Here is a 25,435-nt window from a genome sequence, read left to right as displayed (position 1 = left end):
TTATTATAAAAAATTATAAAAATCCAAATTATTGTAAAATCCAATAAATAAAGCAAAAAACCCATTTGTAGATTTGCAGTGCTTATTTTATGATAATCACAGCTGGCTTTCAATTGATTGCAAGTATTCTTCATGGGATTTTAGACAGTTTTTCATTAACAAGCAAGGGATTATTATGGCAGATTTATTTGAAAATCCAATGGGGCTAGATGGTTTTGAGTTTTTAGAGTTTTCAAGCCCACACCCAAATTTTTTAGAGCCAATTTTTGAGAAAATGGGCTTTACCGAAGTGGCTCACCACCGCTCAAAAGATGTCTCACTTTATCGTCAAGGTGGCATCAATCTTTTGGTGAACCGCACCAAAAACAGTCAGGCTTATTACTTTGCCCAAGAGCATGGGGCGGGTGCCTGTGCGATGGGTTTTCGTGTCAAAGATGCACGATACGCCTATAATCGTGCCATTGAGATGGGTGCTGAACCTGTAGAAGTACCGACCAACCCAATGGAGCTTCGCTTGCCTGCCATCAAAGGCATTGGCGGTTCATTGATTTATTTTATTGACCGTTTTGAGGGCGATAATACCATTTATGATATTGATTTTGAGTTCATTGAAGGGGTGGATAAAAACCCTGTCGGCTTTGGCTTTAAAGTCATTGACCATCTAACGCATAATCTATATCGTGGTCGTATGGACTATTGGTATAATTTTTACCAAAAATTCTTTAACTTCCAAGAAATTCGCTACTTTGATATCAAGGGTGAATACACAGGTTTGGCAAGCCGAGCCTTAACCGCTCCAGATGGTAAAATCCGCATTCCTTTGAATGAAGAATCCAAGCAGGGTGGTGGTCAGATTGAAGAATTTTTGATGAAGTTTAATGGCGAGGGCATTCAGCACATTGCGTTCTTGTCGGATAACCTGATTGAAAGCATTGACCAGCTTCGTGCAGCAGGCGTGCCACTAGCGACCGCACCAAAAGATACTTATTATGAGATGCTAGAAGAAAGACTACCAAATCATGGCGAGCCTACATCAGAGCTTCAAGCTCGTGGCATATTGCTAGATGGCACCACCGAAGATGGTACGCCACGCCTGCTATTACAAATTTTCTCTGAAACTTTGATGGGTCCTGTGTTCTTTGAATTTATCCAGCGTAAGGGCGACTACGCACAAGGCTTTGGTGAGGGCAATTTTAAGGCACTCTTTGAGAGTCTTGAGCGAGACCAGATCCGCCGTGGGGCGTTAGAAGTGCCGGCAGAATCATTGTGATAAGCTGTTTAATTTTTTTGTCAGTCAAACTTTTTATCCATCTTAGGCTGATTAAGTACAGTTGGTCATTTTTATAAAGTTTGATTGGCACTAAAATGTTACTTTCAATGACAAAAAGCAGGCAGTGTTTTGTGATGGTAAATCATGCAAAAAACCGTGATTGGCAACTGTGCTAAAAACATGGTTGGCGGATATGGTTGAAAAATACGGCTCGCTTTTTAAAGGGTTTAAAATTGGTTAGGCTTTAGATAAAGCCCATCTTAGATAAAGGAATAGACTATGGCTCTAACTCAAGGCGTACACCATGTCGCCTATCGTTGTCGTGATGCCAAAGAGACAGTAGAATGGTATCAAAAGCACCTTGATATGGATTTTGTGCTTGCCATCGGTGAGGACAAAGTTCCTTCCACAGGCGAGCCTGATCCTTATATGCACATTTTTTTGGATGCTGGGGGTGGTAATATTTTGGCGTTTTTTGAATTGCCAACTCGCCCAGAGATGGGTAGAGATGAGAACACACCTATTTGGACACAGCATTTGGCATTAAAAGTAGATAGCATGGAAAAACTACTTGCCACCAAAGACAGGCTAATCAGTGAGGGCATTGATGTACTAGGTCCAACTAATCACACCTTGTTCCACTCCATCTACTTTTTTGACCCCAATGGACACCGCATCGAGCTTGCCTTTGATGTAACCACAAAAAAGCAATCAAAAGCGTTAGATAAAGTCAAATGGGACATGCTAAACGAATGGGCGATAACCAAAAAAGCACCCAAGCATGCCAGATGGGTGCATGATGGCACAGAACCGCCTGAAGTATAACGCATAAAAACCGTTTATTTTAAAGTATACTGATACAATAAATAGACGGTTTGTTTTTGTAAATTTAAGGAAAACCGATGAAATTAGCCACCCTAAAAACTGACAGCCGAGACGGTCGCCTAATTGTGGTTAGCCGTGATTTGAGTCGTTATCTTGAGCCAGAAATTAGCACACTGCAATCAGCTCTTGACGATTGGGGAGTGCATAAGCCTACCCTACAAAAACTCTACGATGAGCTAAACGCATCAGAAGTTGGCAAGCCCTTTGATCAAAACGCTTGTCATTCACCATTACCAAGAGCATACCAGTGGGCAGACGGCTCTGCTTATCTTAACCATGTAGAACTGGTACGAAAAGCTCGTAACTCAGAAGTGCCAGTCTCTTTTTATGACGACCCACTTATGTATCAAGGTGGCTCAGACAGCTTCATCGCACCAACAGATGATATACTTGCCAAAAAAGAGTGGGGCATTGACTTAGAGGCAGAAGTGGTGGTGGTGGCAACTGACTTACCGCTTGGGGCGAGCCAAAAGCAGGCAGAAAAAGCCATCGCCTTAGTTGGGTTGGTTAATGATGTTTCTTTGCGTCATCTTATCCCTGATGAGCTTGCCAAAGGTTTTGGTTTTGTGCAGTCTAAGCCTGCTTCGGCATTTAGCCCTGTGTTTGTAACCCCTGATGAATTGGGCGATGCTTGGGTGGATAATAAGGTGCATTTGCCCTTAAATGTAGAGATTAACGGCAAGCCATTTGGTTGCCCTAATGCAGGCGTGGACATGACATTTGATTTTGCACGCTTGCTTAGCCATCTTGCTAAAACTCGTGAAATTGAAGCAGGGACGATTGTCGGCTCTGGCACAGTATCCAACAAACAAGGCAATCTATATGGCTCATCGGTAGAACAAGGCGGTGTAGGTTACTGCTGTATCGCTGAAGTGCGTATGTATGAGACCATTGAAAATGGTAAGCCTAGCACCGAGTTCTTGGATCATGGCGACACTGTCAAAATCTGTATGAATGACAAAGATGGTAATAGCATTTTTGGTGAGATTGTTAATACAGTGAAGACCGATTTTTGACATTTGTTTTATTTTCATTGAATTATGCGGTTGTTTTTGATTATAATGACTGCTGATCATAAGTGATGACTAGGGCAGATGAGCTGTCATCATATGGCAGTAAGGAATTTTTTTTATGAGTAAGCAAGCCCCGCTTTTACATTTAACCCCCAAACAAGCCGTACCGATTGCCATTATTGTGGTGGCGGTGCTTGCCTTGACGATGATTCAACTCGGCTTTGTGCCATTGTTATCGCTACTGATTGTTATCTTGGGTTTGATGATATTTGGACTGACCAAAGGCGTCAAATTTGAAGCAATGCAAGATAAGATGATAGGTGGGGTCGCCACAGGAATGGGGGCGATTTATCTGTTTTCTTTCATTGGGCTTTTAGTTTCTGCTTTGATGATGAGTGGGTCTATTCCTACTTTGATGTATTATGGGTTTAACTTTTTGTTGGCGGAGTGGTTTTATTTATCTGCTTTTATTTTAGCAAGTGTGGTTGGTCTGGCACTTGGTAGCGGATTTACTACTTGTGCGACAGTGGGTGTGGCGTTTTTGGGAATGGCGGCAGCCTTTGGGGCGAATCCTGCGATTGTGGCAGGGGCGGTCGTTTCTGGTGCACTCTTTGGCGATAAGATGTCGCCATTATCTGACACCACAAGCATTGCAGCATCTATTGTTGGCGTGGATTTGTTTGAGCATATCAAAAATATGATGTACACCACAGTGCCTGCGTGGATTATTACAGCGATTTTATTTATGTTCATGCCATCGGCGACTGGCGATTTGACAGGCGTGACAGAATTAAAAGACAGTCTGGTCGCAAGTGGACTGGTGCACAGCTATGCCTTATTGCCCTTTTTGGTGTTGATTGCACTTGCCATCATGCGTGTCAATGCCATCTATGCCATTGGTGCAACCATCGTTGTGGCACTTGCCTTGACCTACACCCATTCTAGCCCAAGTCTATCACAGCTTGGTGGTTGGTTCTTTAAGGGCTATTCATTGCCAGAGGGTGTGGACTTGGGGGCGGTAGGAAAACTGGTCTCTCGTGGTGGTTTGGAGAGTATGTTTTTTACCCAAATTTTGGTGATTTTGGCATTGTCTTTGGGTGGATTGCTTCAAGGGCTTGGCGTATTGCCAGCACTGCTTGATGCGATGCGTCATCTACTCACCAAAGCCTCTCATGGCGTGGCTGCTGCTGCCTTTACGGCTTTTGGGATTAATGTGCTTGTCGGTGAGCAGTATCTAAGTTTGCTTTTATCGGGCAATGCTTTTTTACCAGAGTATCAACGGCTTGGACTGCACCCAAAAAATTTGTCTCGCACCATTGAGGATGCCGGCACGGTCATCAATCCTTTAGTGCCATGGGGAGTGTATGGCGGATTTTTGACGGGGATATTTGGAATGCCAGTGATTAACTATGTACCGTTTGCGTTTTTTTGTTACTTGTGCTTTATTTTGACACTGGTTTATGGGTTTACTGGCTTTACCATCAGCAAGTTAGAACCTGCCAAAAACTAATAACCAATCATCAAAGTGGGGCGGTGCCACTGGCTTTAGATGGCATTTGCCCCACCATTTTCAAGGAAGGATTATGGAACTTTACTCTTATTTTAGAAGTTCGGCGGCATATCGTGTACGCATCGCTTTAAATCTCAAAAACATCTCTCATGGCATCATTCCTGTACACTTGGTCAAAGGTCAGCAAAGGTCAGACGACTATCAGGCCAAAAATCCGAGCCAATTATTGCCAAGTTTACAGATTGATGATGGTAAGATACTTAGCCAGTCAATGGCGATTTTAGATTTTTTGGAGAATGAGTATCCTAGCCCATCACTGCTACCAAAAGATCATTATGACAGGGCGACTGTGCTGTCTATGTGTCATATCATCGCTTGTGATACGCACCCTGTGAATAATTTGCGAGTGTTGCAATATTTAACAGGTGAATTAAACATAAGCGATGAACAAAAACAAAGCTGGTATGCTCACTGGATTAAGGTCAATTTTACTGCTTTGGAGCAATTATTAAAAACACATGGCGGTCAATATGCTTTTGGCGATAATATCACAATGGCCGATATTTGTCTGGTGCCACAAGTATATAATGCCAATCGCTTTAAAGTGGATTTGAGTGCCTTTCCTAATATTGTCAAGGTAGTAGAAAACTGCAATCAACTAGATGCGTTCATTCAGGCAAGCCCAGAAAAACAAATTGACTTTGAATAACAAAATAAAAAGATAAATAAAAGCGATAACCTAGATTATCGCTTTTATTTCAATGATATTCTTGGGTTATGTGTATAGCTCGTCTGTCTTTACTGCCATGATGAAGTCATTTTTGTGCAGCCCCTTGATGCTGTGCGACCACCAAGTTACTGTTACCTTCCCCCATTCTACAAAAATGCCAGGGTGATGTCCTTCACTCTCAGCCAGTTGCATGAGCTTATCGCCAAATGCCCAAGCTGTTTTGAAGTTTTTAAACTTAAATACCCTTTTTAATTGTAAAACATGATGCTCGCCGACTTGTTCGGAGATGACAGCCCAGTCTGGTAGTTGTTTCATGAAAGTGGCAAGCTCTTCATCTGTTACCTTTGGAGCATCTGCTTGGCAGGCTTCACAAAATTGGTTTTTTAAATCGCTCATAAAAAATTCCCTATAAAAATTAAGTTAAAAATATTGCCCTAATTACACCTTGAAGGATTAAAAAACCGTTCGTGATAAGCTAGTAAGCCATGACGACTTTCTCTTTCAAAGGCATCTTAGGGCAAGTCATGCTGTAAAGGTAGTGAGCTCAACAGTCATTAAATCTGCTAGTCGTCTAATAAACTTGGGTGGGGGTCAAACAACCCTTGCTCCATTGCTTTATCAACTTCTTGCATTAATGATTGTTCGGTCAAAGAAAATAATGCCTCTGGGTCGTCAATGACATAATAAATCGGCTGTACTTTATCAATGCGATAAGGTGTTCTTAGAATATCATTGACATTAAAGGGTCTGTACTCTGGCTTACCGCTTAGGGCGTATTCTGTTTCAGCAGGTGATGATAAGATACCGCCTCCATAAATACGCAGTCCGTCTTGGGTGTTGATCAGCCCAAATTCCATGGTAAACCAGTACAAGCGTGCCAAAAATACCCGTACTTTTTTGTCGGCTTGCAATCCTAACTTTCCATAAATATGCGTAAAATTGGCAAAGTCAGGATTGGTCAATAGGGGTAGATGCCCAACAATTTCGTGGAAAATATCAGGTTCTTGAATATAATCAAAGTCATCTCTGGTACGAATAAAAGTCGCTACAGGGAACTTTTGATTAGCGAGTAATTCAAAAAATTTACCGAATGAGATTAAGGCAGGGACAGGAGCGGTTTGCCAACCACTTGTTTGTTGTAATACCGCATCCAAATCAGGCAGTTGGGGAATATGGTTAATTGGTAGATTTAAGGTGTTTAAACCGTCCAAATATTGCTGATAAGCACTGCCGACCGTGCTTTTTTGTTGGCGGGTGATTAAGTCTCTCCAGATACCATTTTCCTCATCGCTCCATATGATGCGTTTTTTATCGTCTGGGGTGTGAGAGACATAGGGGGTTTTGATTTGCATAAAACTCCTTGTAAGATGATTTTTTAAGATAATTTATTGAATTAACCAATAAATTACCAAAAGTTACTAATTAAATTCCTGATTGTTTGCTAAACATATCTTAAAATAACAAAAAATGTTTGTCAAGTGCGTATTGAGATGGCTTTTTTGTTATAATAAGAGCTAGAGCATAGTTGATGGTATTTGCTGGATTGTAGTTTACATGATATGCTAGATAAATCCATGTGAGATGATGGGGGTATAATTTGATGGGTTGTGATTTGGTATTCTATAAATTATCGGAATGTACAATAAATAACACCATTGATGAGAGTAATGTATCAATCAAATAATACCGCCAATTAAACAGTACCATTCATTGTCTTGTTTTAGATAAAAGGTTCATAACAATGCTATCTATGTCCGCCATAAAAGGCTGTATTAAAAGGTTTCTGATCGGACTGCTGATTCTGACCTTGTTTCTTATTTTTATCGGATTGGCGACTTATCGCCCCTTGCCTGATAATAGCCATAATATCCAAACCACTCATCTAGCAACCAATCCTGATAGCAAGATTGCCAAAATGCTTTTGCCAGAAGTCATTAAGCGTAAAGATGAAAGTGGGGTGTATGTGCTTGCGGACAGTCGTGATGCGTTTTTGGCACGGCTTGCGTTGGTGGAGTCTGCCCAAGACAGCCTAGATGTGCAGTATTATATCTATCACGATGATCTTTCAGGTAGGCTACTTAGCCAAAGACTACTGGCGGCAGCAGATAGGGGTGTGCGAGTGCGACTACTCTTAGATGACCATACAATGGCAGGCATGGATGGCGTGATTAAGGCATTGGATAATCATGATCGCATTGAAGTTCGTTTATTCAACCCTTATATGCACCGTACTTTTCGCCCATTGGGCTACTTGAGCGACTTTTTTCGTCTAAACCGTCGTATGCACAATAAATCAATGACTGCCGATAGCTTGGTGAGTATCGTAGGTGGTCGCAATATTGGCGATGAGTACTTTGATGCAGGTAGCGGGGTGATGTTTGCCGACTTAGATGTGGCAGTGGTGGGCGACGCTTCTCGCAAGACGGCTAACGATTTTGACCGTTATTGGAATAGTCGGTCGTCTTATATGGCAAGTGATATTATCGGTAAGGTTGCCCCTGCTGACCTATCAGGTGTGTCTGAGGCATCAAAAGCATATCTACAGCTACTAACGCAGACCAATTTCGCTAAGTATCTAACAGATGGGGATATGCCTTTGGTTTGGGCAAAAACACAGCTCATCAGCGACCACCCTGATAAAGTACTAAAGAAGCATAAAGATTCAAATATCTTGGTTAAATACATTGCCCCGTTAATTCAAAACACCCAACAAGAACTCATCATTGTCTCTCCTTATTTTGTGCCAACCAATCAAGGCAAAAGACTATTAAGCGAACTTGCCAAAAATGGCAAATCCGTACAGGTATTGACCAATACTTTAGCTGCCAACGATGTGGCGGTGGTGCATTCAGGTTATGCTAAGTATAGAGAGGATTTATTACAAAGTGGGGTTAGGCTCTACGAACTAAAAGACAATGCCACGGTCAAGCCTGCCAAAGTGCGTAATGCCTATGACGGACAAGGGGCAAGCCTGCACGCCAAAACCTTTATGGTGGATGGTCGGTATCTGTATGTCGGCTCGTTTAATATGGATCCCCGTTCTGCCAATCTTAATACCGAGATGGGTCTGATTATTGAAAGTCCTGTACTAGCAGAGAGGTTGGTAAAAGATTTGTCTACCAATATCCCAACGCACACCTATGCGTTAAGCTTAAATGATGAGGGTAAAAAAGTGTGGACCACCACAGAAAATGGTCAGTTACTAGAACGCACCACCGAACCTGATTCTCCTTTGCATCGGCGTATTCAGGTATGGATAGCCAGTCATCTGCCGATTGAGTGGTTGTTGTAGTGGTGGGGTTATGCTTAAGCAAATAAACAAACCAAAAAAGTACTAAGCATCAATAGGTGCATAAGGCATAAAATCGCTAAAAATTTGAATAAAAAAACCATTTATTTGATGATTCAAATAAATGGTTTTTTTATTCAGTATTATCTATCTAAAAGTCAGTCCTATGAGGATTAGGTGTGTAAAGCAATAAAATCATCTATATTTATTGTAAATTTAGATAAATAAATTAAAAAAAACGATTGTATTTTTGATGTAGAGTTGGTGTTTAATAATCTAGATTGATTAAGCTCTTTTAAGCTTATGGCGATTAAATGGTATTTAGGAGTATTGACATGAAAGTTAAGACGGTAAAGTTGGCGTTGTTGGGTGCGGTATCATTGGTGTTGGGTGCTTGTACAGAGGATATCGGTGTACAGAATGCGATTACGCCAAGTGGTGGTGAAAAAGTAGTATTGAAAGTTTCTCACTTTTGGCCAGCGACAGCCATGAGTCAAAAAAAAGTACTTGAGCCTTGGTGCGATAAAATCGCTGCCGAATCTGATGGTAAACTAACCTGTCAATTTTATCCTGCCATGCAACTTGGAGGTACGCCGGCTCAGTTGATTGACCAGGTAACCGATGGTGTGGCAGATATTGTGTGGACCTTGCCAGGCTATACTGCGGGGCGTTTTCCTAGTATGGAAGTGATGGAGCTTCCCTTTATGACTATTGACGGTGAAAAGAGCAGTCGGGTGGCTTGGCAAATATATGAGGAGTTCGGAAAAAAGGATTTTGAAAAAGTTAAGCCTCTGGCATTTAATGTGCATGACCGTGGGCATATCCATAATAATGTTCGTCCAATCACTAGGCTAGAAGACTTTAAAGGGCTAAAAATGCGAGCTCCAACCCGCTTGACCAATAAAACACTAGAAGCGTTTGGTGCAACACCTGTGAGTATTCCGTTGCCAAGTTTATCAGAATCTGTCTCAAAAGGTGTGGTTGATGGCTATATTTTGCCTTGGGAGGTTGTTCCTACTTTAAAATTGCATGAGATGACCAAATACCACTCTGAGATAAACAGCCCTGATCCTGTACTGTACAGTGCATTGTTTAGTATTGTGATGAATAAGCAAAAATATGATGGTTTGCCTGACGATTTAAAGAAAGTGATTGATGAGAATTCTGGCATAGAGCTCTCGGCAAGCCTTGGTAAGGCATGGGATGAGGAGGTCGAACAAGCATATCAAAAAGCGGTGGATAAAGGCAATTTGATTAATGTCATCAGTTCGGATGAGGTAAAACGCATTCGGGATGCCGCCCAAAAGGTCGAGTTGGAGTGGATTGCCGATATGAATGCCAAAGGTTATGATGGGCAGGCGATGGTTGATCGTGCTAGAGAGCTGATGGCAGATACTACTAATTAATCTTTATTTAATAGTTTAAACAATTCTTATCGTAAGATGAGCACTTGTTTAAATATGTAATGGAGTGGTTATGGCAGATGCTGTTGAGATTGAGATTTGTGAGGGTAAGCCAGGTGACATAATTGGACGATTTTTATGGACATGGTCTAAGTTGTCTGCGTTCGGTGGTGTGGCGGTTTTAGTTGGTATGTGCCTACTGTCAACAGCCAGTGTTATTGGTCGTTCGATTTTTGATGCACCAATCAAAGGTGATGTGGAGCTTGTTCAGATTGGTTGTGCGTTATCGATTGCTGCATTTTTACCTTATGCTCAAATGAAAAAAGCTCATGTTATTGTTGACTTTTTTACCTTAAAAGCCCCTGTAGCAGTAAGAAAGTACCTGGATATTTTCGCTAGTATCCTGTTGGGGTTGGCGGCTCTTGTACTGATGTGGCGTAGCTATTTTGGGGCGGTGTCAGCTTTTAAGCATGGTACTAGAACCATGATTTTGGCTCTGCCAGAATGGCTAGCTCATATAACGATTGCACCAGGGTTTTTCTTACTGGCCTTGACAGCTTTTTACACTGCTTGGCGATTTTTTAAACAGTACGAGATTCAATAAAAGGGATAGAGTGATGGATTCGATGATTATTGGCTTGCTGATGGGTGTTTTGACGATCTTTTTACTCGTGCTTCGTATCCATATCGGTGTGGCGATGCTTCTTGCTGGAGCGTTGGGGTATGTCATGCTTGCAGGGTGGTTGCCCTTATTAAACTATTTAAAAAGCATGCCATTTGCCAGATTCTCGGTGTATGACTTATCTGTTGTGCCATTATTTTTATTGATGGGTAACTTAGCTTCTCGTGGTGGACTATCCAGGCGATTGTTTGAGGCAACCAATGCATTTTTGGGGCACTATCGTGGTGGTACAGCAATTAGTGCGGTAGGTGCATGTGCAGGCTTTGGGGCGATTTGCGGCTCATCATTAGCTACAGCTGCGACGATGGGTCGAGTTGCTTTGCCTGAATTAAAGCGTGCCAATTATTCCGATGCGTTATCTACAGGGGCTTTAGCAGCGGGGGGTACTTTGGGTATCTTGATTCCACCGTCAGTGGTTTTGGTAATTTATGCTGTATTGACTGAGCAAAATGTCGCTTCAATGTTCATGGCAGCATTGATTCCTGGGATTGTCGCCATGCTTGGCTATATGGCCGCTATTGCAATATATGTGCGAGTGGTGCCAAACAGTGGTCCTGCTATGCCTTATGTTAATTGGTCTCAACGTATCGGTTTATTAAAAGGTGTGTGGCCTGTAGTGGCGGTTTTTGCATTAGTGATTGGTGGGATTTATGGTGGTATTTTTACCCCAACTGAGGCGGCGGCGATCGGTACAGTAGCGGTTGGTGCACTGGCGTTTTTAACTAAAGAGCTGACAAAAGATGGTTTAATACAGGCATTGCTTGATACGGCATCATCAACTGCCATGATTTTTTTGATTTTGATTGGTGCAGATGTATTAAATGCTTTTTTTGCTTTATCACAAATGCCATCCGCTCTTGCTCAATGGGTGTTAAATACTGGTATGGCACCTTTAACTGTGCTGTTCGCTATGATTTTGATTTATCTTATATTGGGCTGTGTCATGGATAGCTTATCTATGATTTTATTGACCATCCCTGTATTTTTTCCCATCATTATGGGCATGGACTTTTGGGGATTAGATCCTACAGATAAGACCATTTGGTTTGGTGTACTGGCTTTGATGGTGGTGGAGATTGGTTTGATCACACCGCCTGTCGGCATGAATATTTTTGTAATTAATAGTCTTGCTAAAGATGTTGCGGTTAAAGAGACTTATAAAGGTGTGATACCCTTTTTATGTGCAGACCTAACTCGTATTTTAGCTTTGGTATTCATGCCGTCGCTTGCATTGTGGCTTGTGCATATGCTTGGTTAAGGTTAATATGGCAATAAACACCATCAAATACGCAATGGACCAACTAACGAGAAAATTTTTAATCACTGGATATCTATGATTGATTATATCAAAAAATTAGTGTTAAAATGTCATTACTCTACAGGGAGGAAGCTAGACTGGCAAATGATGAAATGCTAGTCAAAAATTATTTTAAAAAATTGTATCATCAAAGGGAATTGACATGTTTGCAACACTTCCAATTATCATTTCGCTCATTTTACTGATGTATTTTGCTTATCGAGGTTGGTCGGTATTGATATTAGCACCACTCATGGCAGCATTGGCGGTCATATTATCGGGTGAAGGCATGTTGCTTTTGCCTGCTTATACCGAAACTTTCATGAAAGCACTTGGCGGATATTTGTTAAAGTTTTTTCCGGTGTTTTTGCTAGGTGCTTTATTTGGGCAGCTGATGGCAGATTCTGGTGCAGCGACTAGCATCGCCAATACTGTTACGAAAAAACTGGGTGCAAGTAGGGCAATTTTGGTGGTTGTCTTAGTTTGTGGTATTTTAACTTATGGGGGTGTCTCACTTTTTGTGGTGGCTTTCTCCATCTATCCAATTTCAAAAGCTCTGTTTCGTCAAGCAAACATGCCCAAACGCCTAATCCCTGCTTGCATTGCACTTGGTTCGTTTACCTTTACGATGACTGCTTTACCTGGCACGCCAGCCATACAGAATGCCATTCCTATTCCGTACTATCAGACCAATGCTTTTTCAGCACCGATTTTGGGATTGATTGGCGGTGGCATCATGTTTGTATTGGGAACTTGGTGGTTGCAAAGTCGTGCTAGAATTGCCAAAAAGATGGGCGAGGGCTATGGTGCCTATAATGATAATGATGATGGTCTTTTAACTTCTGATATGCCATTTGTATTGGCGATAATTCCGCTTGTCTTGGTTATTGGTATTAACGCCTTGCTAACTTACGCTGTGTTTCCTGGTATGGACTTTGGCGTGATTAATGATAGATTTCCTGAGCTTGCAATTAAGTCAAATCTAGGTCTATGGTCCATCATCATTGCTTTGTTAATATCCTGTCTTGTGCTGGTTTTATTAAATTTAAAGCATCTAACACACCTACAAGAGTCTGTTAATAAAGGCGTTTATGGGTCTATGTTGCCTATTTTTAATACGGCGTCAGAAGTTGGCTATGGAGCGGTGATTGCTACTATGGCAGGATTTGCCATCATTCGTGATAATATTTTAAGCATTTCTCCAGATAATCCTTTGGTTTCTGAAGCGGTTGCCATGAGCGTATTGGCAGGCATTACAGGTTCATCGTCAGGAGGTCTGAGCATTGCCTTGCAAACACTCGGAGAAGATTACCTAAAACTTGCCATTGAGCATAATGTGGATCCAGAATTACTGCACAGAATTGCAGTCATGGCGGCAGGCGGTTTAGATACTCTGCCCCATTCTGGTGCGGTTATTACTTTATTTGCTATCTGTCACTTAACACACAAACAATCTTATATGAATCTAGCTGTTGTTACCATAGCGATTCCTATTTTTGCTACCATTAGTGTCATTATACTAGGTACGCTGTTTGGTTCTTTTTAATATCATGACATATAAGGAGCTTGATTAATGCATTATGATCTAAAAAATAAGACTGCCTTTATTACAGGAGCAGGTGGTGGTATCGGGCGACAAATCGCCATAGAGTTTGCCAAGGCGAAGGCTGTGGTTGGTGTGGCTGATATTAATATAAGCAATGCACAAAGTGTGGTTGAAGAAATTCATACCTTAGGCGGTCAAGCAAAAGCTGTATTATTAGATGTCACTAAAGAAGACCAAGTGAACCAGTCTATTAATGAGTTTGTAGCCGAATTTGGTAGTTTGGATATACTAGTCTCTAATGCGGGCATTCAAATCATCAACCCTATCGATAAGTTATCTTATGAAGATTGGAAAAAAATGCTTGCGATACATCTAGATGGTGCTTTTTTAACTACCAAAGCCGCTTTGGCACATATGTACACAAAAAATTCTGGAACGGTCATCTATATGGGGTCGGTGCATTCCCATGAAGCATCAGCCCTAAAATCCCCTTATGTAACCGCTAAACATGGTCTACTGGGCTTGTGTCGCACGCTTGCTAAAGAAGGTGCAAGCCATAATGTTCGCTCTCATGTCATTTGCCCAGGTTTCGTCAAAACACCTTTAGTAGAAAAGCAAATTCCAGAACAAGCTCGAGAAAAAAATATCAGCGAAGAAGAGGTGGTAAAAAATATCATGCTAGGCTCAACGGTAGATGGTGAATTTACCACCACCGATGATGTGTCAGCGTTAGCTTTGTTTTTGGCAAGTTTTCCGACCAATGTATTTACAGGGCAATCTTTTATTGCCAGTCATGGTTGGGGTATGAGATAGTTTAAATCGTTGGTGATAAAAAGGGATTTTATGATTTTACAAGCAATGACGAATGCAAGCGTGCAATTAGTGAATCGCTATTTACCCTCACCCTTTGTTTTTTCTATTGTCTTGACATTTATTGCCTTTTTTGCAGGGCTTGCTTTAACAGGGCAATCACCGATTGAGATGGCAGGACATTGGGGTAGGGGGTTGTGGTCGTTACATGGATTTGCCATGCAAATGGCATTGATTTTAGTAACAGGCTACGCTCTTGCTAATGCACCGATTGTACAACGCTTTTTGACAAAATTGGCGGGGTGTATCCATTCGCCGACAACAGCCATTGTGGCGGTTTCTTTGGTTGGTTTGATTGGCTCGTGGCTAAATTGGGGGTTTGGTTTAGTGGCGGGGGCGGTGTTTGCCAAGGCTATTGCCAAACAAGTTAAACATGTGGATTATCCTTTGTTAATCGCATCTGCCTATTCAGGATTTTTGATTTGGCACGGCGGTTTATCAGGTTCTATACCTTTAACATTAAGTTCTGGCGGTGAGACTCTAAAGACTTTGTCTGGCGGTGTTTTGACCGAAGCACTACCCATATCACAAACTTTGTTTTCTAGCCATAACTTGCTGATTGTGGGGATTTTGTTGATTGGCATTCCAATGTTAAATCGCTTGATGCACCCTAAAAACCCCACCTTGATTGATCCAAATCTGATTAAAGATGAGGTCCACACACCACCACTGCGTCATACACCTGCACAAAAATTAGATGACAGTCGTGCGATGATGTTGCTATTATTGGCAATAGTGTTGCTGTATTATGTGGATGAGTTTGGAGCGAATGGCTTTAATCTAGGGTTAAACATCGTCATTGGGCTGTTTTTATTCATTGGGCTTTTGTCCCATGGTACATTAGAGCGTTATTATCGTGCAGTAGATGGTGGAATTGGCGGTATTACAGGCATTGTGATTTTGTTCCCTTTTTATGGTGGTATCATGGGGCTAATGACCGGAGTTAATGCTGATGGTATTTCTATCGGCACAAGAATTAGCGAATTTTTTGTCCACTCTGCATCTACAGAGAGTTTTCCTGCACTTGCATTTTTAAGTGCAGGGCTGGTGAATATTTTTGTGCCATCAGGTGGTGGGCAGTTTGCGGTACAAGGTCCTGTTATGATACCCGCTGGGGTGAAATTGGGTGTTGACCCTGCTGTTACTGCGATGGCGATTGCTTGGGGAGACGCATGGACAAACATGATTCAGCCGTTTTGGGCGTTGCCACTACTGGGTATTGCAGGGCTTGACGCACGAGCCATTATGGGTTATTGTTTGGTTATCTTGGCTACATCAGGTATGATGATTGCAAGTGTATTTTTGTTGTTTACTTGAGTGGTTGATTGGGTTTTGTTTTTCATAAGCTAAAAAGAAGGATTTTATGAGTTCTAAGGTATTTGACAGTGCCGAACTGGCACTAAAAGACATTGTGGCAGATGGACAAGTGATTGCGGTGGGTGGTTTTGGGCTTTGTGGCATTCCAGAGAGTCTCATTGCTTCTTTGCGTGATAGTGGCGTGCAGGGTTTGACTTGTATCAGTAATAACGCAGGCGTAGATGATTTTGGGCTTGGATTGCTTTTGCAAACTCGCCAAATCAAAAAAATGATTGCATCTTATGTGGGGGAGAATAAAGAGTTTGAACGCCAGTTCTTGTCAGGTGATTTGGAGGTGGAGCTAACCCCACAAGGTACACTGGCTGAGAAACTGCGTGCTGGCGGTGCCGGCATTCCTGCTTTCTTTACCGCAACAGGTGTGGGAACACAAGTCTCTGAAGGTAAAGAGATTCGTAATTTTGATGGACGAGACTATGTGCTAGAACGCTCGCTTGTCGCCGATGTATCGCTTATTAAGGCACATAAAGCGGACAAGGCAGGTAATTTGATTTTTAACAAAACCGCAAGAAACTTCAACCCTGATGTCGCAACAGCTGGCAAAATCTGCGTGGTGGAAGTAGAAGAATTGGTAGAAGTGGGCGAACTTGATCCTAATAGCATTCATTTGCCAGGTATCTATGTACACCGCATTGTTGTCAATGCCAATCCAGAAAAACGCATTGAACAAAGAACCATCAAGAACAAGGAGTAACCAATGGCTTGGACAAGACAACAAATGGCTCAAAGAGCCGCCAAAGAGCTTAAAGATGGCTTTTATGTCAATTTGGGAATTGGTTTGCCGACTTTGGTGGCAAACTACATTCCAGATGATGTCAATGTGATGCTCCAGTCCGAAAATGGACTGTTAGGCATTGGTGAGTTTCCTGATGAAGATACCATTGACCCTGATTTGATCAATGCAGGCAAGCAGACGGTTACCGCTCAAAAAGGAGCAAGTTTTTTTTCAAGCTCGCAGTCCTTTGCCATGATTCGAGGTGGTAAAGTTAATCTTGCCATTTTGGGGGCGATGGAAGTCTCAGAATTTGGCGATCTTGCCAACTGGATGATACCAGATAAAATGGTCAAGGGCATGGGCGGGGCGATGGACTTGGTGGCAGGCGTGCAACGAGTCATTGTGCTGATGGAGCATACTGCCAAAGATGGCTCACTAAAAATCAAAGCCAACTGTGATTTACCGCTTACCGGCAAAAAAGTCGTGCATCGCATCATCACCGATTTGGCTGTGTTAGATGTTACAGAGACTGGGCTAAAGCTTGTGGAGCTTGCTGATGGGGTGGTTTTTGAGGAAGTGCAAAACAAGACAGGCACACCCATCATCGTTGATTAAGCATTAAAAAACCGTTCAAAAGAACGGTTTTTTAATGCTTGTGAGTCAATCAGCTACATTGTTTTTTGTTGTAGATGTCAGTTAGCTTGGCTTGACGCTCTTTGGCGGCATCAATCGCTTCTTCGGTGTTGGCATAGGTAGCGAACAGGGCAGGGATAAAGAATAGGGCAGCAGCGACATTTTTGCCAGTTACTTTGCGTTCTGCACGAGCATCTTGTTCAAATTTTTTGGCTTCTGCGATTTCTGATTTTAGTTGTGCACAGCTTAGCTGATGATCATTGATCTTGGTGGTTTGAACAACATGTGGTGTGGCACAGGCAGATAGTACTGCAGCTGCAGCAATGACGGCGGCAAATTTAACTTTCATAAAAAATCCCTCTGGATGATGTTACGGTTAATATACATAATTGATGGATATAAAAAACAATCTATCAATTATGTAATTATATAGTACTTTATCAGAAAGTCAATTGATGTCTAGAAAAAGTTTTACAACCACATAAAATCATTTGCCTAGTGTACTAAAGCATGCGATAATAATTGGTTGATTTTTGTAAAAAAATTTTTTGTATTTTAAACTTTTATTGGTAAATCAATAGGATAGCTATGGCTCAATATATCTATACAATGAACAAAGTGTCCAAAATCATCCCACCTAAGCGAGAGATTTTAAAGGACATTTCTTTATCATTTTTTCCAGGGGCGAAGATTGGCGTACTGGGTCTAAATGGTGCAGGTAAATCTACACTACTGCGTATCATGGCAGGCGTGGATACCGAATATAGTGGCGAGGCACGCCCACAGGCAGGCATTAAGGTTGGCTATCTGCCCCAAGAACCTCAGCTTGACCCCACCAAAGATGTGCGTGGCAATGTGGAGGACGGCGTGCGTGAAGCCCTAGATGCCCTTGACCGCCTAAACCAAATCTACGCCGAATATGCCGAGCCTGATGCCGATTTTGACAAACTGGCTGCCGAACAAGGCAAGATGGAGGACATCATTCAAGCGTGGGACGCCCACAACCTAAACACTCAGCTTGAAAAAGCAGCAGACGCCCTACGCCTGCCACCATGGGACGCTGATGTATCTAAGCTGTCAGGGGGTGAAAAACGCCGTGTTGCCCTGTGCCGTCTTTTGCTGTCTAAGCCTGATATGCTCTTGCTTGATGAACCAACCAACCATCTAGACGCTGAAAGTGTGGCGTGGCTTGAACGCTTCTTAAAAGATTATTCTGGTACGATTGTGGCGATTACCCACGACCGCTACTTTTTGGATAATGTAGCTGAGTGGATTTTGGAGCTGGATCGTGGCTATGGCTATCCTTATCAAGGCAACTACACCGAATGGCTAGAACAAAAAAATAAACGCCTAGAGCAAGAGCAAAAGCAAGAAGAAGCATTTGCTAAAGCCTTAAAGCAAGAGCTAGAATGGGTTCGCAAAAACCAAAAGGGTCAGCAAGCCAAATCCAAATCTCGCCTAGAACGCTTTGAGGAGATGAACTCTCGTGAGTTCCAACAGCGTAACGAAACGGCAGAAATCTACATTCCGCCAGGACCTCGTTTGGGCAATAAAGTCATTGAGGTCAAGAACATATCCAAATCTTTTGACGGTCGTTTGCTATACGAAAACTTGTCTTTTACCGTACCGCCAATGGCGATTGTGGGGATTGTCGGTCCTAATGGGGCAGGTAAAACCACGCTGTTTAATATGATTACAGGCAAAGATACGCCAGATACAGGTACGGTAGAGGTGGGCGAGAGTGTCAAAGTCGCCTATGTGGGACAGGTGCGTGATAATCTGGACGACAAAAAAACCGTGTGGGAAGAGGTGTCGGACGGTCTAGATATGATCACGGTGGGCGAATACACCACGCCAAGCCGTGCCTATATCGGACGCTTTAACTTTAAGGGTCAAGACCAACAAAAACTGGTGGGCAACCTGTCAGGTGGTGAACGCAACCGCTTACAACTTGCCAAAACCTTAAAGCAAGGTGCTAATGTGCTATTGCTTGACGAACCATCAAACGACCTTGATGTGGAGACCTTGCGTGCCTTAGAAGATGCGGTGGAGGTGTTTCCTGGTACGGTATTGGTGGTGTCGCATGACCGCTGGTTCTTGGATCGTATCGCTACGCATATTTTATCATTTGAAAATGAAACGCCAGAGTTCTTTGATGGCAATTATTCAGAATATGAAAAATGGCGTAAAGAGCGATTGGGGGCAGACGCCACCCCTAAGCGTATGAAATACAAGAAGATTGGGGGCTGATTGTCACCCATTGCCAAAATTAAAAACAGCGGTCAATAAAAATTGATCGCTGTTTTTTAGAAGTGAGAGATAGTGATATGTTCAAGCTATTTTGCAATAAGACCAAGAAAAATCCACCGGCATCAATCCCTAAATGTAGTCAATATACTGATGATGTGAATGGGGGTTTGATAGGCACCAAAAACCCTGCTCAGAAAGTTGGAGAAAATGTTGATGAGTCAAGCAAGATAAATTGGAGTTTTGTATTAAGATCTATGCCTTCATACTTTCCCATTCTAACTTTTATTGCAATCTTGGTAGGTGCCTTTAAGTCAAGGTCTTATTTGGGGAGTATTGGTTATGATAGTATTTTTTCAGAGGTTATTGGTAGCCCATCAGCCTTGATTGGTATCGTCGTTGCCTATTTCTTTTCTGTTTTGCTTTTGGCGGTTTATTTTTTATTGTATTTTTTGCTATTTTTGTTTTTGAATAATATTGATAAGGCTTTGCAAGTTCCAGATTTGAACAGAAATGGTCTTATGAAGAAGATTCAGTACTGTTATGCGTTCATATCTTTTATGATTTTGATTTGGGGCTTATCCATCTATTTTGATTGGTTGGATGACGATTCTTTTTTATTGTATTTAGGGCTTGCATTTGTGGTGATGTTGCCACTTGTTTTACTTGTTACCGAATTTAGAAAATCCGCCAATCTCTTGTTTTTGTCTGCAATCTGTTTTTTGGTATTTGGTTATTCTTATGTATATCCATTCTTGTATGCACAAATAATCATAGCATTTGAGATGAGAAAAGATTGGCAGTGGTACATATTTTTTGCCCTGCCAATAACTGGCATCATTATTAATATTGCATCGTTGTTCATATTTAACCGGCAGGAAGAAAAATCATTTTCACCAAAAGATAGTAATAGACTTGTGGGTTTTATTTGTGTATTTATCTTTATTGGGTTTGTTGCTTTTCTTGGTGGTTATACTAAATTTTCTGATTTATCGTTGTATGCCCCACGCTTTATAGAAAGACCAAGCAACTCATCTTGGTATCTTATCCATAATGGCAATACCACTTCTCAGACCATTAATGGAATGACTAAGGAAGATATCAAGCAGAAAAAAGAACTGCGATTTCATGCTAAAGACTGTGAAGATTATTTGGGCGAAAGCTACAAAGAAAAATGTGAAACCGATAATCAAGATACTCTAAACCAAAGACCTGAAGCCCTTTATGGTTATATGGCGTGGAACTTAGGAGATATAAAGGTATTTTGCCCTGTGTCGGTGGATTTTTTTGAGTTTAGTGCTGATGAAAATCAAAGATTGAATCAAGCTGATAAAGAAGACGGAAATATAGAAAAAGAAAAGTCGCATATCTTGGCAGAAAAATCCAGACAGTGCATCGTCATCAATAAGCAGTTTTTGCAACCAGTCAGTGGATATTATCTGTCCCATGCCCAGTAGTGAAATTAAACCAAAAAAACGACATCCTAAGATGTCGTTTTTTATTTTGTTATTTGCCTAAAGGTGGGTATTGTTATTGCCCATCTTTTGGTGTGGTGGTTTTATTGTTTGCTTCGCTTTCTGCTTTGTCTTGAATACGCTTTAATAAGCGAGCAGCAGCTTCACGACCGCCTAGACCAAAGGCAAGAGCAAATGCTACCGCCACAGCACCTAGTGTTAGACCAAACGCAAGGTTTACGATGCTATCAGCGATGCCCATTGCTTTTAGACCCATCGCAAGAACCAAGCCCATGATTAGGACGCGTACGATGTTGGCTAGGAATTTTGAACCTTGTTCAGAACGATCAACCACACCTGCGATGATGCCTGCAAGCCAAAAACCGATGGTTAGGATAACAGCACCCAAGATGATTTGTCCGCCAAAAGCGATGAACATTGTGATGATGCCACTGATTTGTTCAAAGCCCAGTAGGTCGGCTGCAGCGATAGACGCAAACAGCATGGCAAACAATAAGATGGCACAGCTGATTAGGTCTGAGATTTTCTTGTTGCCAAAAGCACCTTGTAGCCCAAGTTTGGCAGGCAAAGCGTCAATTTGAGTATTTGACAAGATACCCTTGACGATGTTTGCCAACATACGCACCACAAAATAAGTAATCGTTAAAATCGCCACCGCTGTAAAGATGCTTGGCAGCGCTTCTAGGATTTGGTTGAGCATATTTGTGGCAGGGCGTGAAACGGTCTCAATTTTCAACGCATCAAGTGCTGCGATGGTAAATGGTACGATGACCAACATGAATGACAGCGAACCTGCGATGGTTGGTAGGCTGTTTTGTTCACTAATGCCTGCTTTACTGGCTAATGCTTGGATATTCAACCCTGCGATAAGGTTGATGACGATGCCACGCACCACTTTAGCAACGATAAAGCCGATGAAAAATACCAATGCCGCCATCAGAGCATTTGGAATGAAATTGAAAGTCTTGTCAATCATATTGGTCAATGGCGTAAATAAGCCCTCTAGACCCAGACGACCCAAGATGACGGTCAAAACAATCAGTAAAATGAACCAATATACAATATCAGCGACCGCACCACTCATTGGCTTGACACCTGCCTCTTGAGACAGTTTTTCATCTAGTGTGGTCTTAGATAGTGCAATGGTGGTGGCATTGCGTGCAATGGTCGCTACTACCCAACCGACAACACCAATGGCGACGGCGGTCAGTAGGTTTGGCAAGAACAGCAGAACTTGATTAACCATATTAGCAAAAGGAGCTGAGATTGAGTTTAGGTTAAGTTGATTGAGTGCAGCTGAGATGCTGATGATCATCACAAACCAAAAGATGATTTTGCTAATTAGGGTATCTAAGTTGTAATGATGTCCAGTTGATTGGCTGATGCGATTGTTCAAATTGAGTTTTGACAACGCTTTTTTGGCGAATGATGCCAAGATAAGGGCGATAAGCCAGCCTAAGATAAAAATTAAAATAGCACCAATAACAGAACCAATCGGACCTTGCAGATATTGGTTAAAAATGGCGAAATTCATATAATGTTCCATGAATCTGCTCCAAAAGTTGATAAAAAACTACCGTATTATAAAATAAAAAAGTGGCATCTGCCATCAGCCTTTTATTTTAAAGAGTGTTGCAATACCATCAATGCACGATGCAAGATGATTGCTTGGTGATATAGTAACACTAAAATCAGCCAAATGGTCTGTGTGGATAATCTTTCATAACAATATTAACAATTTCTATACATGACCAGTCAAAAATTCACCGCACTTAGATATCTTTTTTGGTATGATATTGCGTTATGGGTTCTTAACCTGTTTTTTAACCATTTTTGAGATTATTATGAAAAAACAAACCTTATTGGCTGTCAGTGTGATGGCGGTTTTGGCATTGACAGGCTGTAATAAAGCGAACACTGCCATAGACGAATCAAAAGCTACTGAAAAATCAACCGTTGTTACCGATAAAAGCACCGAAATTGAAAAAATCAGCTATATCATTGGTTATGAGCAAGGTCAGTACCTAAAGAACATGACTGAGCAAACAGGCGAAACGCTTGATATTGAGATTTATAACAAAGCCGTTGCTGATGCGGTCGCAGGTAAAGAAAGTGCCTTAACCAATGAGCAAATTGAAGCAGTGGGTAAGGCGTACGAAGAACGCAAAATCAAAGAAGCCGAAGAAAAAGCAACCAAAAACAAAGCAGATGGCGAGAAGTTCCTAGCCGAGAATGCCACCAAAGAAGGCGTAAAGACCACCGCATCAGGACTACAATATAAAGTCATCACCGAAGGTAAGGGAGCGACACCAAAAGCGACGGATACGGTAGTTGTACATTATGAGGGCAAGCTGATTAATGGCGAGGTGTTTGACTCATCTTATGAGCGTGGTATGCCGACACAGTTTAAACTGAACGAAGTCATCAAGGGTTGGACTGAAGGTCTTCAGTTGATGAAAAAAGGTGCAAAATACGAACTGTATGTGCCATCAGAGCTTGCCTATGGCGAGACTGGCAACCCTGCTATTGAGCCAAACAGCGTGCTAATCTTTACTGTTGAGCTATTAGACGATGCACAGGCAAAAGCTGCCATTGAAAAAGCCCAACAAGAAATGGCAGCCCATGCAGCCGCTCATGGTGCAGAAGAACACCACCATAAATAAACCATTCGTTGGTGTTAAAAACCCCTTAAAAGTGATTTTAAGGGGTTTTTTGTGGTGTTTTGGTGTGGTGATGGGCGACACAGTAATGACTGACCGTGTGGGTCTTATGTCGCCATCATGCCATCTATGCCTTGTTGTCTGATGGCTTGTGGGCGTGTGGATTTTTATAAAACCTTACAAAAAACCTTAGAATTTCTGCCGTTGTGGTAGCGTTGTTGGCGTTCAATGGGTAGGGCGGTAACTTCGGTTTCATAAAAACCATGCTCAATGAACCAATGGCTAGTATGCGTGGTTAGAGCAAAAATGCGTAAAAACCCCAAACTTTTCGCCTGATGTTCCATGAATCTTAACAAGTCATCGCCACGACTGCCACCACGATAGTCAGGGTGAATGGCAATACTGGCAATCTCTGCACCATGTTCATCAAGCGGATACAAGGCCGCACAGCCAACGACCATGCCATCTCGCTCAATGACGCTATAATGTTCAATGTCTGCTTCTAGTCGTTGTTGGGGTCTGGCGATGAGAATGCCTGCTTCTTCTAGCGGTTTTAGTAGAGCAAGTAAGCCGACCACATCGCTAAGCGTAGCGGCTCGGATTTGATCATAGGGCGTGCGAGTAATCATCGTGCCTAGCCCATCGGTGGTGAATAGCTCTTCAAGCAGTACGCCATCTTTGGCAAAGGGTAGAATGTGCGTTCTTTCTACCACATCGCTCACGCCAATGGCACAGTCTATCAGTCTGCCCATCTCGTCTGTAGCGAGTGGTTGTGTTAGTAGTGTTGTTGCTTCTTGGGTGGTGAGTTCACGGACGAGATGACCGTCATGGTAGATGGCATCTTCTGCCAACAAGATGAGCTTGTCCGCTTGCAAGGCACAGGCGGTATGTTTGGCGACATCTTCGGCTGATAGATTGAAAATATCGCCTGTTGCCGAAAAACCAATGGGGCTTAAGATGACGATATGCCCTTGTTTTAGATTATGATGAATGGCGGTGCTGTCAATACTGCGTACTTCGCCTGTCATCTGATGGTCAATGCCACCACGCACGCCATAGGGTCTGGCGGCGATGAAGTTGCCAGAAACAGCGTCAATGCGTGCACCGAACATGGGCGAGTTGGCAAGCCCCATGGACAGCCGTGCTTCTAGCGATAGGCGAATCGACCCCACAGTCGATAGAATGTGTGGCATGGCGACAGCAGGCGTGATGCGAAGGTTCTTGTGAGTACTGCTGTCAATGCCTGCTTGGGCTAGTGTCTGCTCAATCTGTGGGCGTGCCCCATGAACCAATACCAGACGAATACCCAAGCTATGCAGTAGTGCAAAATCATGAATCAAGCGGTTAAAATCAGGGTGTGCCACCGTCTCGCCACCGAACATGATGACAAAAGTCTTGTTACGGTGAGTGTTGATATAAGGGGCACAATGACGAAACCACTGGATTGGATTTTGGGTGCCAGTGTGAGTGCCAGTCTGGGAGTTGGTTGGTGATGGTTGGTGATGGTTGGCTACAGGAGCGGTTGATGAGTTGTCTTGTCTCATGAGACTGCCTTGGCTAAATGACCATGATAATATTGGGCTTATGATATTAGGCTTTTTTTAGAATGCCAAGTATTTTTTTAAAAAACTGGCAAGTGTGCCGATATCTTTGCCATCTTGATGATGGCAAAAGCATGGGCTGTAAAACAAAGGCTTGCGATGGGGTTTTTGTGATATTGTCTTTTCAATTTTAAAAAATGGTTGTACAATCAAAACCATCTGTAGAAGTATTTTAACAAAAAATATTTTAAAAACATTGTCAAAACATCAACATCAACACGATAAAGAATGGTCA

General features: G+C 42.2%; 22 protein-coding genes. 17 read left to right on the top strand and 5 right to left on the bottom strand.

Going from position 1 to position 25,435, the window contains the following annotated elements:
• Positions 1-175: 175 nt before the first annotated feature.
• From hppD to maiA, 5 genes are all read left to right on the top strand, one after another.
• Complete coding sequence (hppD, locus tag LU276_RS09250) at positions 176-1,270, top strand: 4-hydroxyphenylpyruvate dioxygenase (RefSeq protein ID WP_284673546.1); 1,095 nt, start codon at positions 176-178, stop codon at positions 1,268-1,270.
• A 279-nt stretch (positions 1,271-1,549) separates the two neighbouring features.
• Positions 1,550-2,095, top strand: coding sequence for a VOC family protein (locus tag LU276_RS09245; protein WP_284673545.1), 546 nt, complete (start codon positions 1,550-1,552; stop codon positions 2,093-2,095).
• 77 nt (positions 2,096-2,172) lie between these two features.
• Positions 2,173-3,171, top strand: coding sequence for a fumarylacetoacetate hydrolase family protein (locus LU276_RS09240; RefSeq protein ID WP_284673544.1), 999 nt, complete (start codon positions 2,173-2,175; stop codon positions 3,169-3,171).
• Positions 3,172-3,286: 115 nt separating this feature from the next.
• Positions 3,287-4,678 (top strand): Na+/H+ antiporter NhaC family protein, encoded by a 1,392-nt coding sequence (locus tag LU276_RS09235; RefSeq protein ID WP_284673543.1) that lies wholly within the window; start codon positions 3,287-3,289, stop codon positions 4,676-4,678.
• Positions 4,679-4,751: 73 nt separating this feature from the next.
• Positions 4,752-5,387, top strand: a complete 636-nt coding sequence (maiA, locus tag LU276_RS09230) for a maleylacetoacetate isomerase (RefSeq protein WP_284673542.1) — start codon at positions 4,752-4,754, stop codon at positions 5,385-5,387.
• A gap of 66 nt (positions 5,388-5,453) precedes the next feature.
• Here maiA and LU276_RS09225 read toward each other — a convergent pair whose 3' ends face one another.
• Positions 5,454-5,804, bottom strand: coding sequence for a 4a-hydroxytetrahydrobiopterin dehydratase (locus LU276_RS09225; RefSeq protein WP_284673541.1), 351 nt, complete (start codon positions 5,802-5,804; stop codon positions 5,454-5,456).
• Between the two features lie 167 nt (positions 5,805-5,971).
• Positions 5,972-6,760, bottom strand: a complete 789-nt coding sequence (gene phhA / locus LU276_RS09220) for a phenylalanine 4-monooxygenase (protein ID WP_284673540.1) — start codon at positions 6,758-6,760, stop codon at positions 5,972-5,974.
• Positions 6,761-7,149: 389 nt separating this feature from the next.
• On the opposite strand from phhA, the gene LU276_RS09215 reads away from it, so the two are divergent.
• The 9 genes from LU276_RS09215 (at position 7,150) to LU276_RS09175 (ending at position 17,199) form a co-directional block, all read left to right on the top strand.
• On the top strand, positions 7,150-8,700 hold the full coding sequence (locus LU276_RS09215) for a phospholipase D family protein (RefSeq protein ID WP_284673539.1): 1,551 nt from the start codon (positions 7,150-7,152) through the stop codon (positions 8,698-8,700).
• A gap of 332 nt (positions 8,701-9,032) precedes the next feature.
• The gene (locus tag LU276_RS09210; protein WP_284673538.1) at positions 9,033-10,103 is read left to right on the top strand and encodes a TRAP transporter substrate-binding protein; all 1,071 of its coding nucleotides are present in this window, start codon (positions 9,033-9,035) and stop codon (positions 10,101-10,103) included.
• Positions 10,104-10,173: 70 nt separating this feature from the next.
• Entirely contained in the window at positions 10,174-10,704 is a 531-nt protein-coding gene (locus LU276_RS09205) for a TRAP transporter small permease (RefSeq protein WP_284673537.1), read from the top strand.
• Positions 10,705-10,717: 13 nt separating this feature from the next.
• Complete coding sequence (locus tag LU276_RS09200; protein WP_284673536.1) at positions 10,718-12,040, top strand: TRAP transporter large permease; 1,323 nt, start codon at positions 10,718-10,720, stop codon at positions 12,038-12,040.
• Between the two features lie 202 nt (positions 12,041-12,242).
• The gene (locus LU276_RS09195; protein ID WP_284673535.1) at positions 12,243-13,625 is read left to right on the top strand and encodes a GntP family permease; all 1,383 of its coding nucleotides are present in this window, start codon (positions 12,243-12,245) and stop codon (positions 13,623-13,625) included.
• A 27-nt stretch (positions 13,626-13,652) separates the two neighbouring features.
• The gene (locus tag LU276_RS09190; protein ID WP_284673534.1) at positions 13,653-14,438 is read left to right on the top strand and encodes a 3-hydroxybutyrate dehydrogenase; all 786 of its coding nucleotides are present in this window, start codon (positions 13,653-13,655) and stop codon (positions 14,436-14,438) included.
• A 30-nt stretch (positions 14,439-14,468) separates the two neighbouring features.
• Positions 14,469-15,812, top strand: coding sequence for a short-chain fatty acid transporter (locus LU276_RS09185; RefSeq protein ID WP_284673533.1), 1,344 nt, complete (start codon positions 14,469-14,471; stop codon positions 15,810-15,812).
• Positions 15,813-15,858: 46 nt separating this feature from the next.
• On the top strand, positions 15,859-16,563 hold the full coding sequence (locus LU276_RS09180; protein WP_284673532.1) for a CoA transferase subunit A: 705 nt from the start codon (positions 15,859-15,861) through the stop codon (positions 16,561-16,563).
• Positions 16,564-16,566: 3 nt separating this feature from the next.
• The gene (locus tag LU276_RS09175) at positions 16,567-17,199 is read left to right on the top strand and encodes a 3-oxoacid CoA-transferase subunit B (RefSeq protein WP_284673531.1); all 633 of its coding nucleotides are present in this window, start codon (positions 16,567-16,569) and stop codon (positions 17,197-17,199) included.
• Positions 17,200-17,248: 49 nt separating this feature from the next.
• On the opposite strand, the gene LU276_RS09170 is transcribed toward LU276_RS09175, so the two are convergent.
• Positions 17,249-17,566 (bottom strand): hypothetical protein, encoded by a 318-nt coding sequence (locus LU276_RS09170; RefSeq protein ID WP_284673530.1) that lies wholly within the window; start codon positions 17,564-17,566, stop codon positions 17,249-17,251.
• 239 nt (positions 17,567-17,805) lie between these two features.
• Between LU276_RS09170 and ettA the strand changes: the two genes are divergently transcribed.
• Positions 17,806-19,467: an energy-dependent translational throttle protein EttA gene (ettA, locus tag LU276_RS09165; protein ID WP_284673529.1), complete on the top strand. Its 1,662-nt coding sequence runs from the start codon at positions 17,806-17,808 to the stop codon at positions 19,465-19,467.
• 77 nt (positions 19,468-19,544) lie between these two features.
• Positions 19,545-20,921, top strand: coding sequence for a hypothetical protein (locus LU276_RS09160; protein ID WP_284673528.1), 1,377 nt, complete (start codon positions 19,545-19,547; stop codon positions 20,919-20,921).
• Between the two features lie 73 nt (positions 20,922-20,994).
• On the opposite strand, the gene LU276_RS09155 is transcribed toward LU276_RS09160, so the two are convergent.
• Positions 20,995-22,473 carry a mechanosensitive ion channel gene (locus tag LU276_RS09155; RefSeq protein ID WP_284673527.1) on the bottom strand — a complete coding sequence of 493 codons (1,479 nt, stop codon included), beginning with the start codon at positions 22,471-22,473 and terminating at the stop codon, positions 20,995-20,997.
• A 310-nt stretch (positions 22,474-22,783) separates the two neighbouring features.
• Between LU276_RS09155 and LU276_RS09150 the strand changes: the two genes are divergently transcribed.
• On the top strand, positions 22,784-23,602 hold the full coding sequence (locus LU276_RS09150; protein ID WP_284673526.1) for an FKBP-type peptidyl-prolyl cis-trans isomerase: 819 nt from the start codon (positions 22,784-22,786) through the stop codon (positions 23,600-23,602).
• A gap of 164 nt (positions 23,603-23,766) precedes the next feature.
• On the opposite strand, the gene argA is transcribed toward LU276_RS09150, so the two are convergent.
• Entirely contained in the window at positions 23,767-25,143 is a 1,377-nt protein-coding gene (gene argA / locus LU276_RS09145; protein ID WP_284673525.1) for an amino-acid N-acetyltransferase, read from the bottom strand.
• Between the last annotated feature and the right edge of the window lie 292 nt (positions 25,144-25,435).

This window comes from Moraxella haemolytica (assembly GCF_030177935.1).
Taxonomy (GTDB): domain Bacteria; phylum Pseudomonadota; class Gammaproteobacteria; order Pseudomonadales; family Moraxellaceae; genus Moraxella; species Moraxella haemolytica.
This window is presented reverse-complemented; position numbering and strand designations above follow the sequence as displayed.

Coding starts and splice junctions, on each gene's coding strand:
- hppD (WP_284673546.1), top strand. CDS start 176: ATGGCAGATTTATTTGAAAATCCAATGGGGCTAGATGGTTTTGAGTTT.
- LU276_RS09245 (WP_284673545.1), top strand. CDS start 1,550: ATGGCTCTAACTCAAGGCGTACACCATGTCGCCTATCGTTGTCGTGAT.
- LU276_RS09240 (WP_284673544.1), top strand. CDS start 2,173: ATGAAATTAGCCACCCTAAAAACTGACAGCCGAGACGGTCGCCTAATT.
- LU276_RS09235 (WP_284673543.1), top strand. CDS start 3,287: ATGAGTAAGCAAGCCCCGCTTTTACATTTAACCCCCAAACAAGCCGTA.
- maiA (WP_284673542.1), top strand. CDS start 4,752: ATGGAACTTTACTCTTATTTTAGAAGTTCGGCGGCATATCGTGTACGC.
- LU276_RS09225 (WP_284673541.1), bottom strand. CDS start 5,804: ATGAGCGATTTAAAAAACCAATTTTGTGAAGCCTGCCAAGCAGATGCT.
- phhA (WP_284673540.1), bottom strand. CDS start 6,760: ATGCAAATCAAAACCCCCTATGTCTCTCACACCCCAGACGATAAAAAA.
- LU276_RS09215 (WP_284673539.1), top strand. CDS start 7,150: ATGCTATCTATGTCCGCCATAAAAGGCTGTATTAAAAGGTTTCTGATC.
- LU276_RS09210 (WP_284673538.1), top strand. CDS start 9,033: ATGAAAGTTAAGACGGTAAAGTTGGCGTTGTTGGGTGCGGTATCATTG.
- LU276_RS09205 (WP_284673537.1), top strand. CDS start 10,174: ATGGCAGATGCTGTTGAGATTGAGATTTGTGAGGGTAAGCCAGGTGAC.
- LU276_RS09200 (WP_284673536.1), top strand. CDS start 10,718: ATGGATTCGATGATTATTGGCTTGCTGATGGGTGTTTTGACGATCTTT.
- LU276_RS09195 (WP_284673535.1), top strand. CDS start 12,243: ATGTTTGCAACACTTCCAATTATCATTTCGCTCATTTTACTGATGTAT.
- LU276_RS09190 (WP_284673534.1), top strand. CDS start 13,653: ATGCATTATGATCTAAAAAATAAGACTGCCTTTATTACAGGAGCAGGT.
- LU276_RS09185 (WP_284673533.1), top strand. CDS start 14,469: ATGATTTTACAAGCAATGACGAATGCAAGCGTGCAATTAGTGAATCGC.
- LU276_RS09180 (WP_284673532.1), top strand. CDS start 15,859: ATGAGTTCTAAGGTATTTGACAGTGCCGAACTGGCACTAAAAGACATT.
- LU276_RS09175 (WP_284673531.1), top strand. CDS start 16,567: ATGGCTTGGACAAGACAACAAATGGCTCAAAGAGCCGCCAAAGAGCTT.
- LU276_RS09170 (WP_284673530.1), bottom strand. CDS start 17,566: ATGAAAGTTAAATTTGCCGCCGTCATTGCTGCAGCTGCAGTACTATCT.
- ettA (WP_284673529.1), top strand. CDS start 17,806: ATGGCTCAATATATCTATACAATGAACAAAGTGTCCAAAATCATCCCA.
- LU276_RS09160 (WP_284673528.1), top strand. CDS start 19,545: ATGTTCAAGCTATTTTGCAATAAGACCAAGAAAAATCCACCGGCATCA.
- LU276_RS09155 (WP_284673527.1), bottom strand. CDS start 22,473: ATGAATTTCGCCATTTTTAACCAATATCTGCAAGGTCCGATTGGTTCT.
- LU276_RS09150 (WP_284673526.1), top strand. CDS start 22,784: ATGAAAAAACAAACCTTATTGGCTGTCAGTGTGATGGCGGTTTTGGCA.
- argA (WP_284673525.1), bottom strand. CDS start 25,143: ATGAGACAAGACAACTCATCAACCGCTCCTGTAGCCAACCATCACCAA.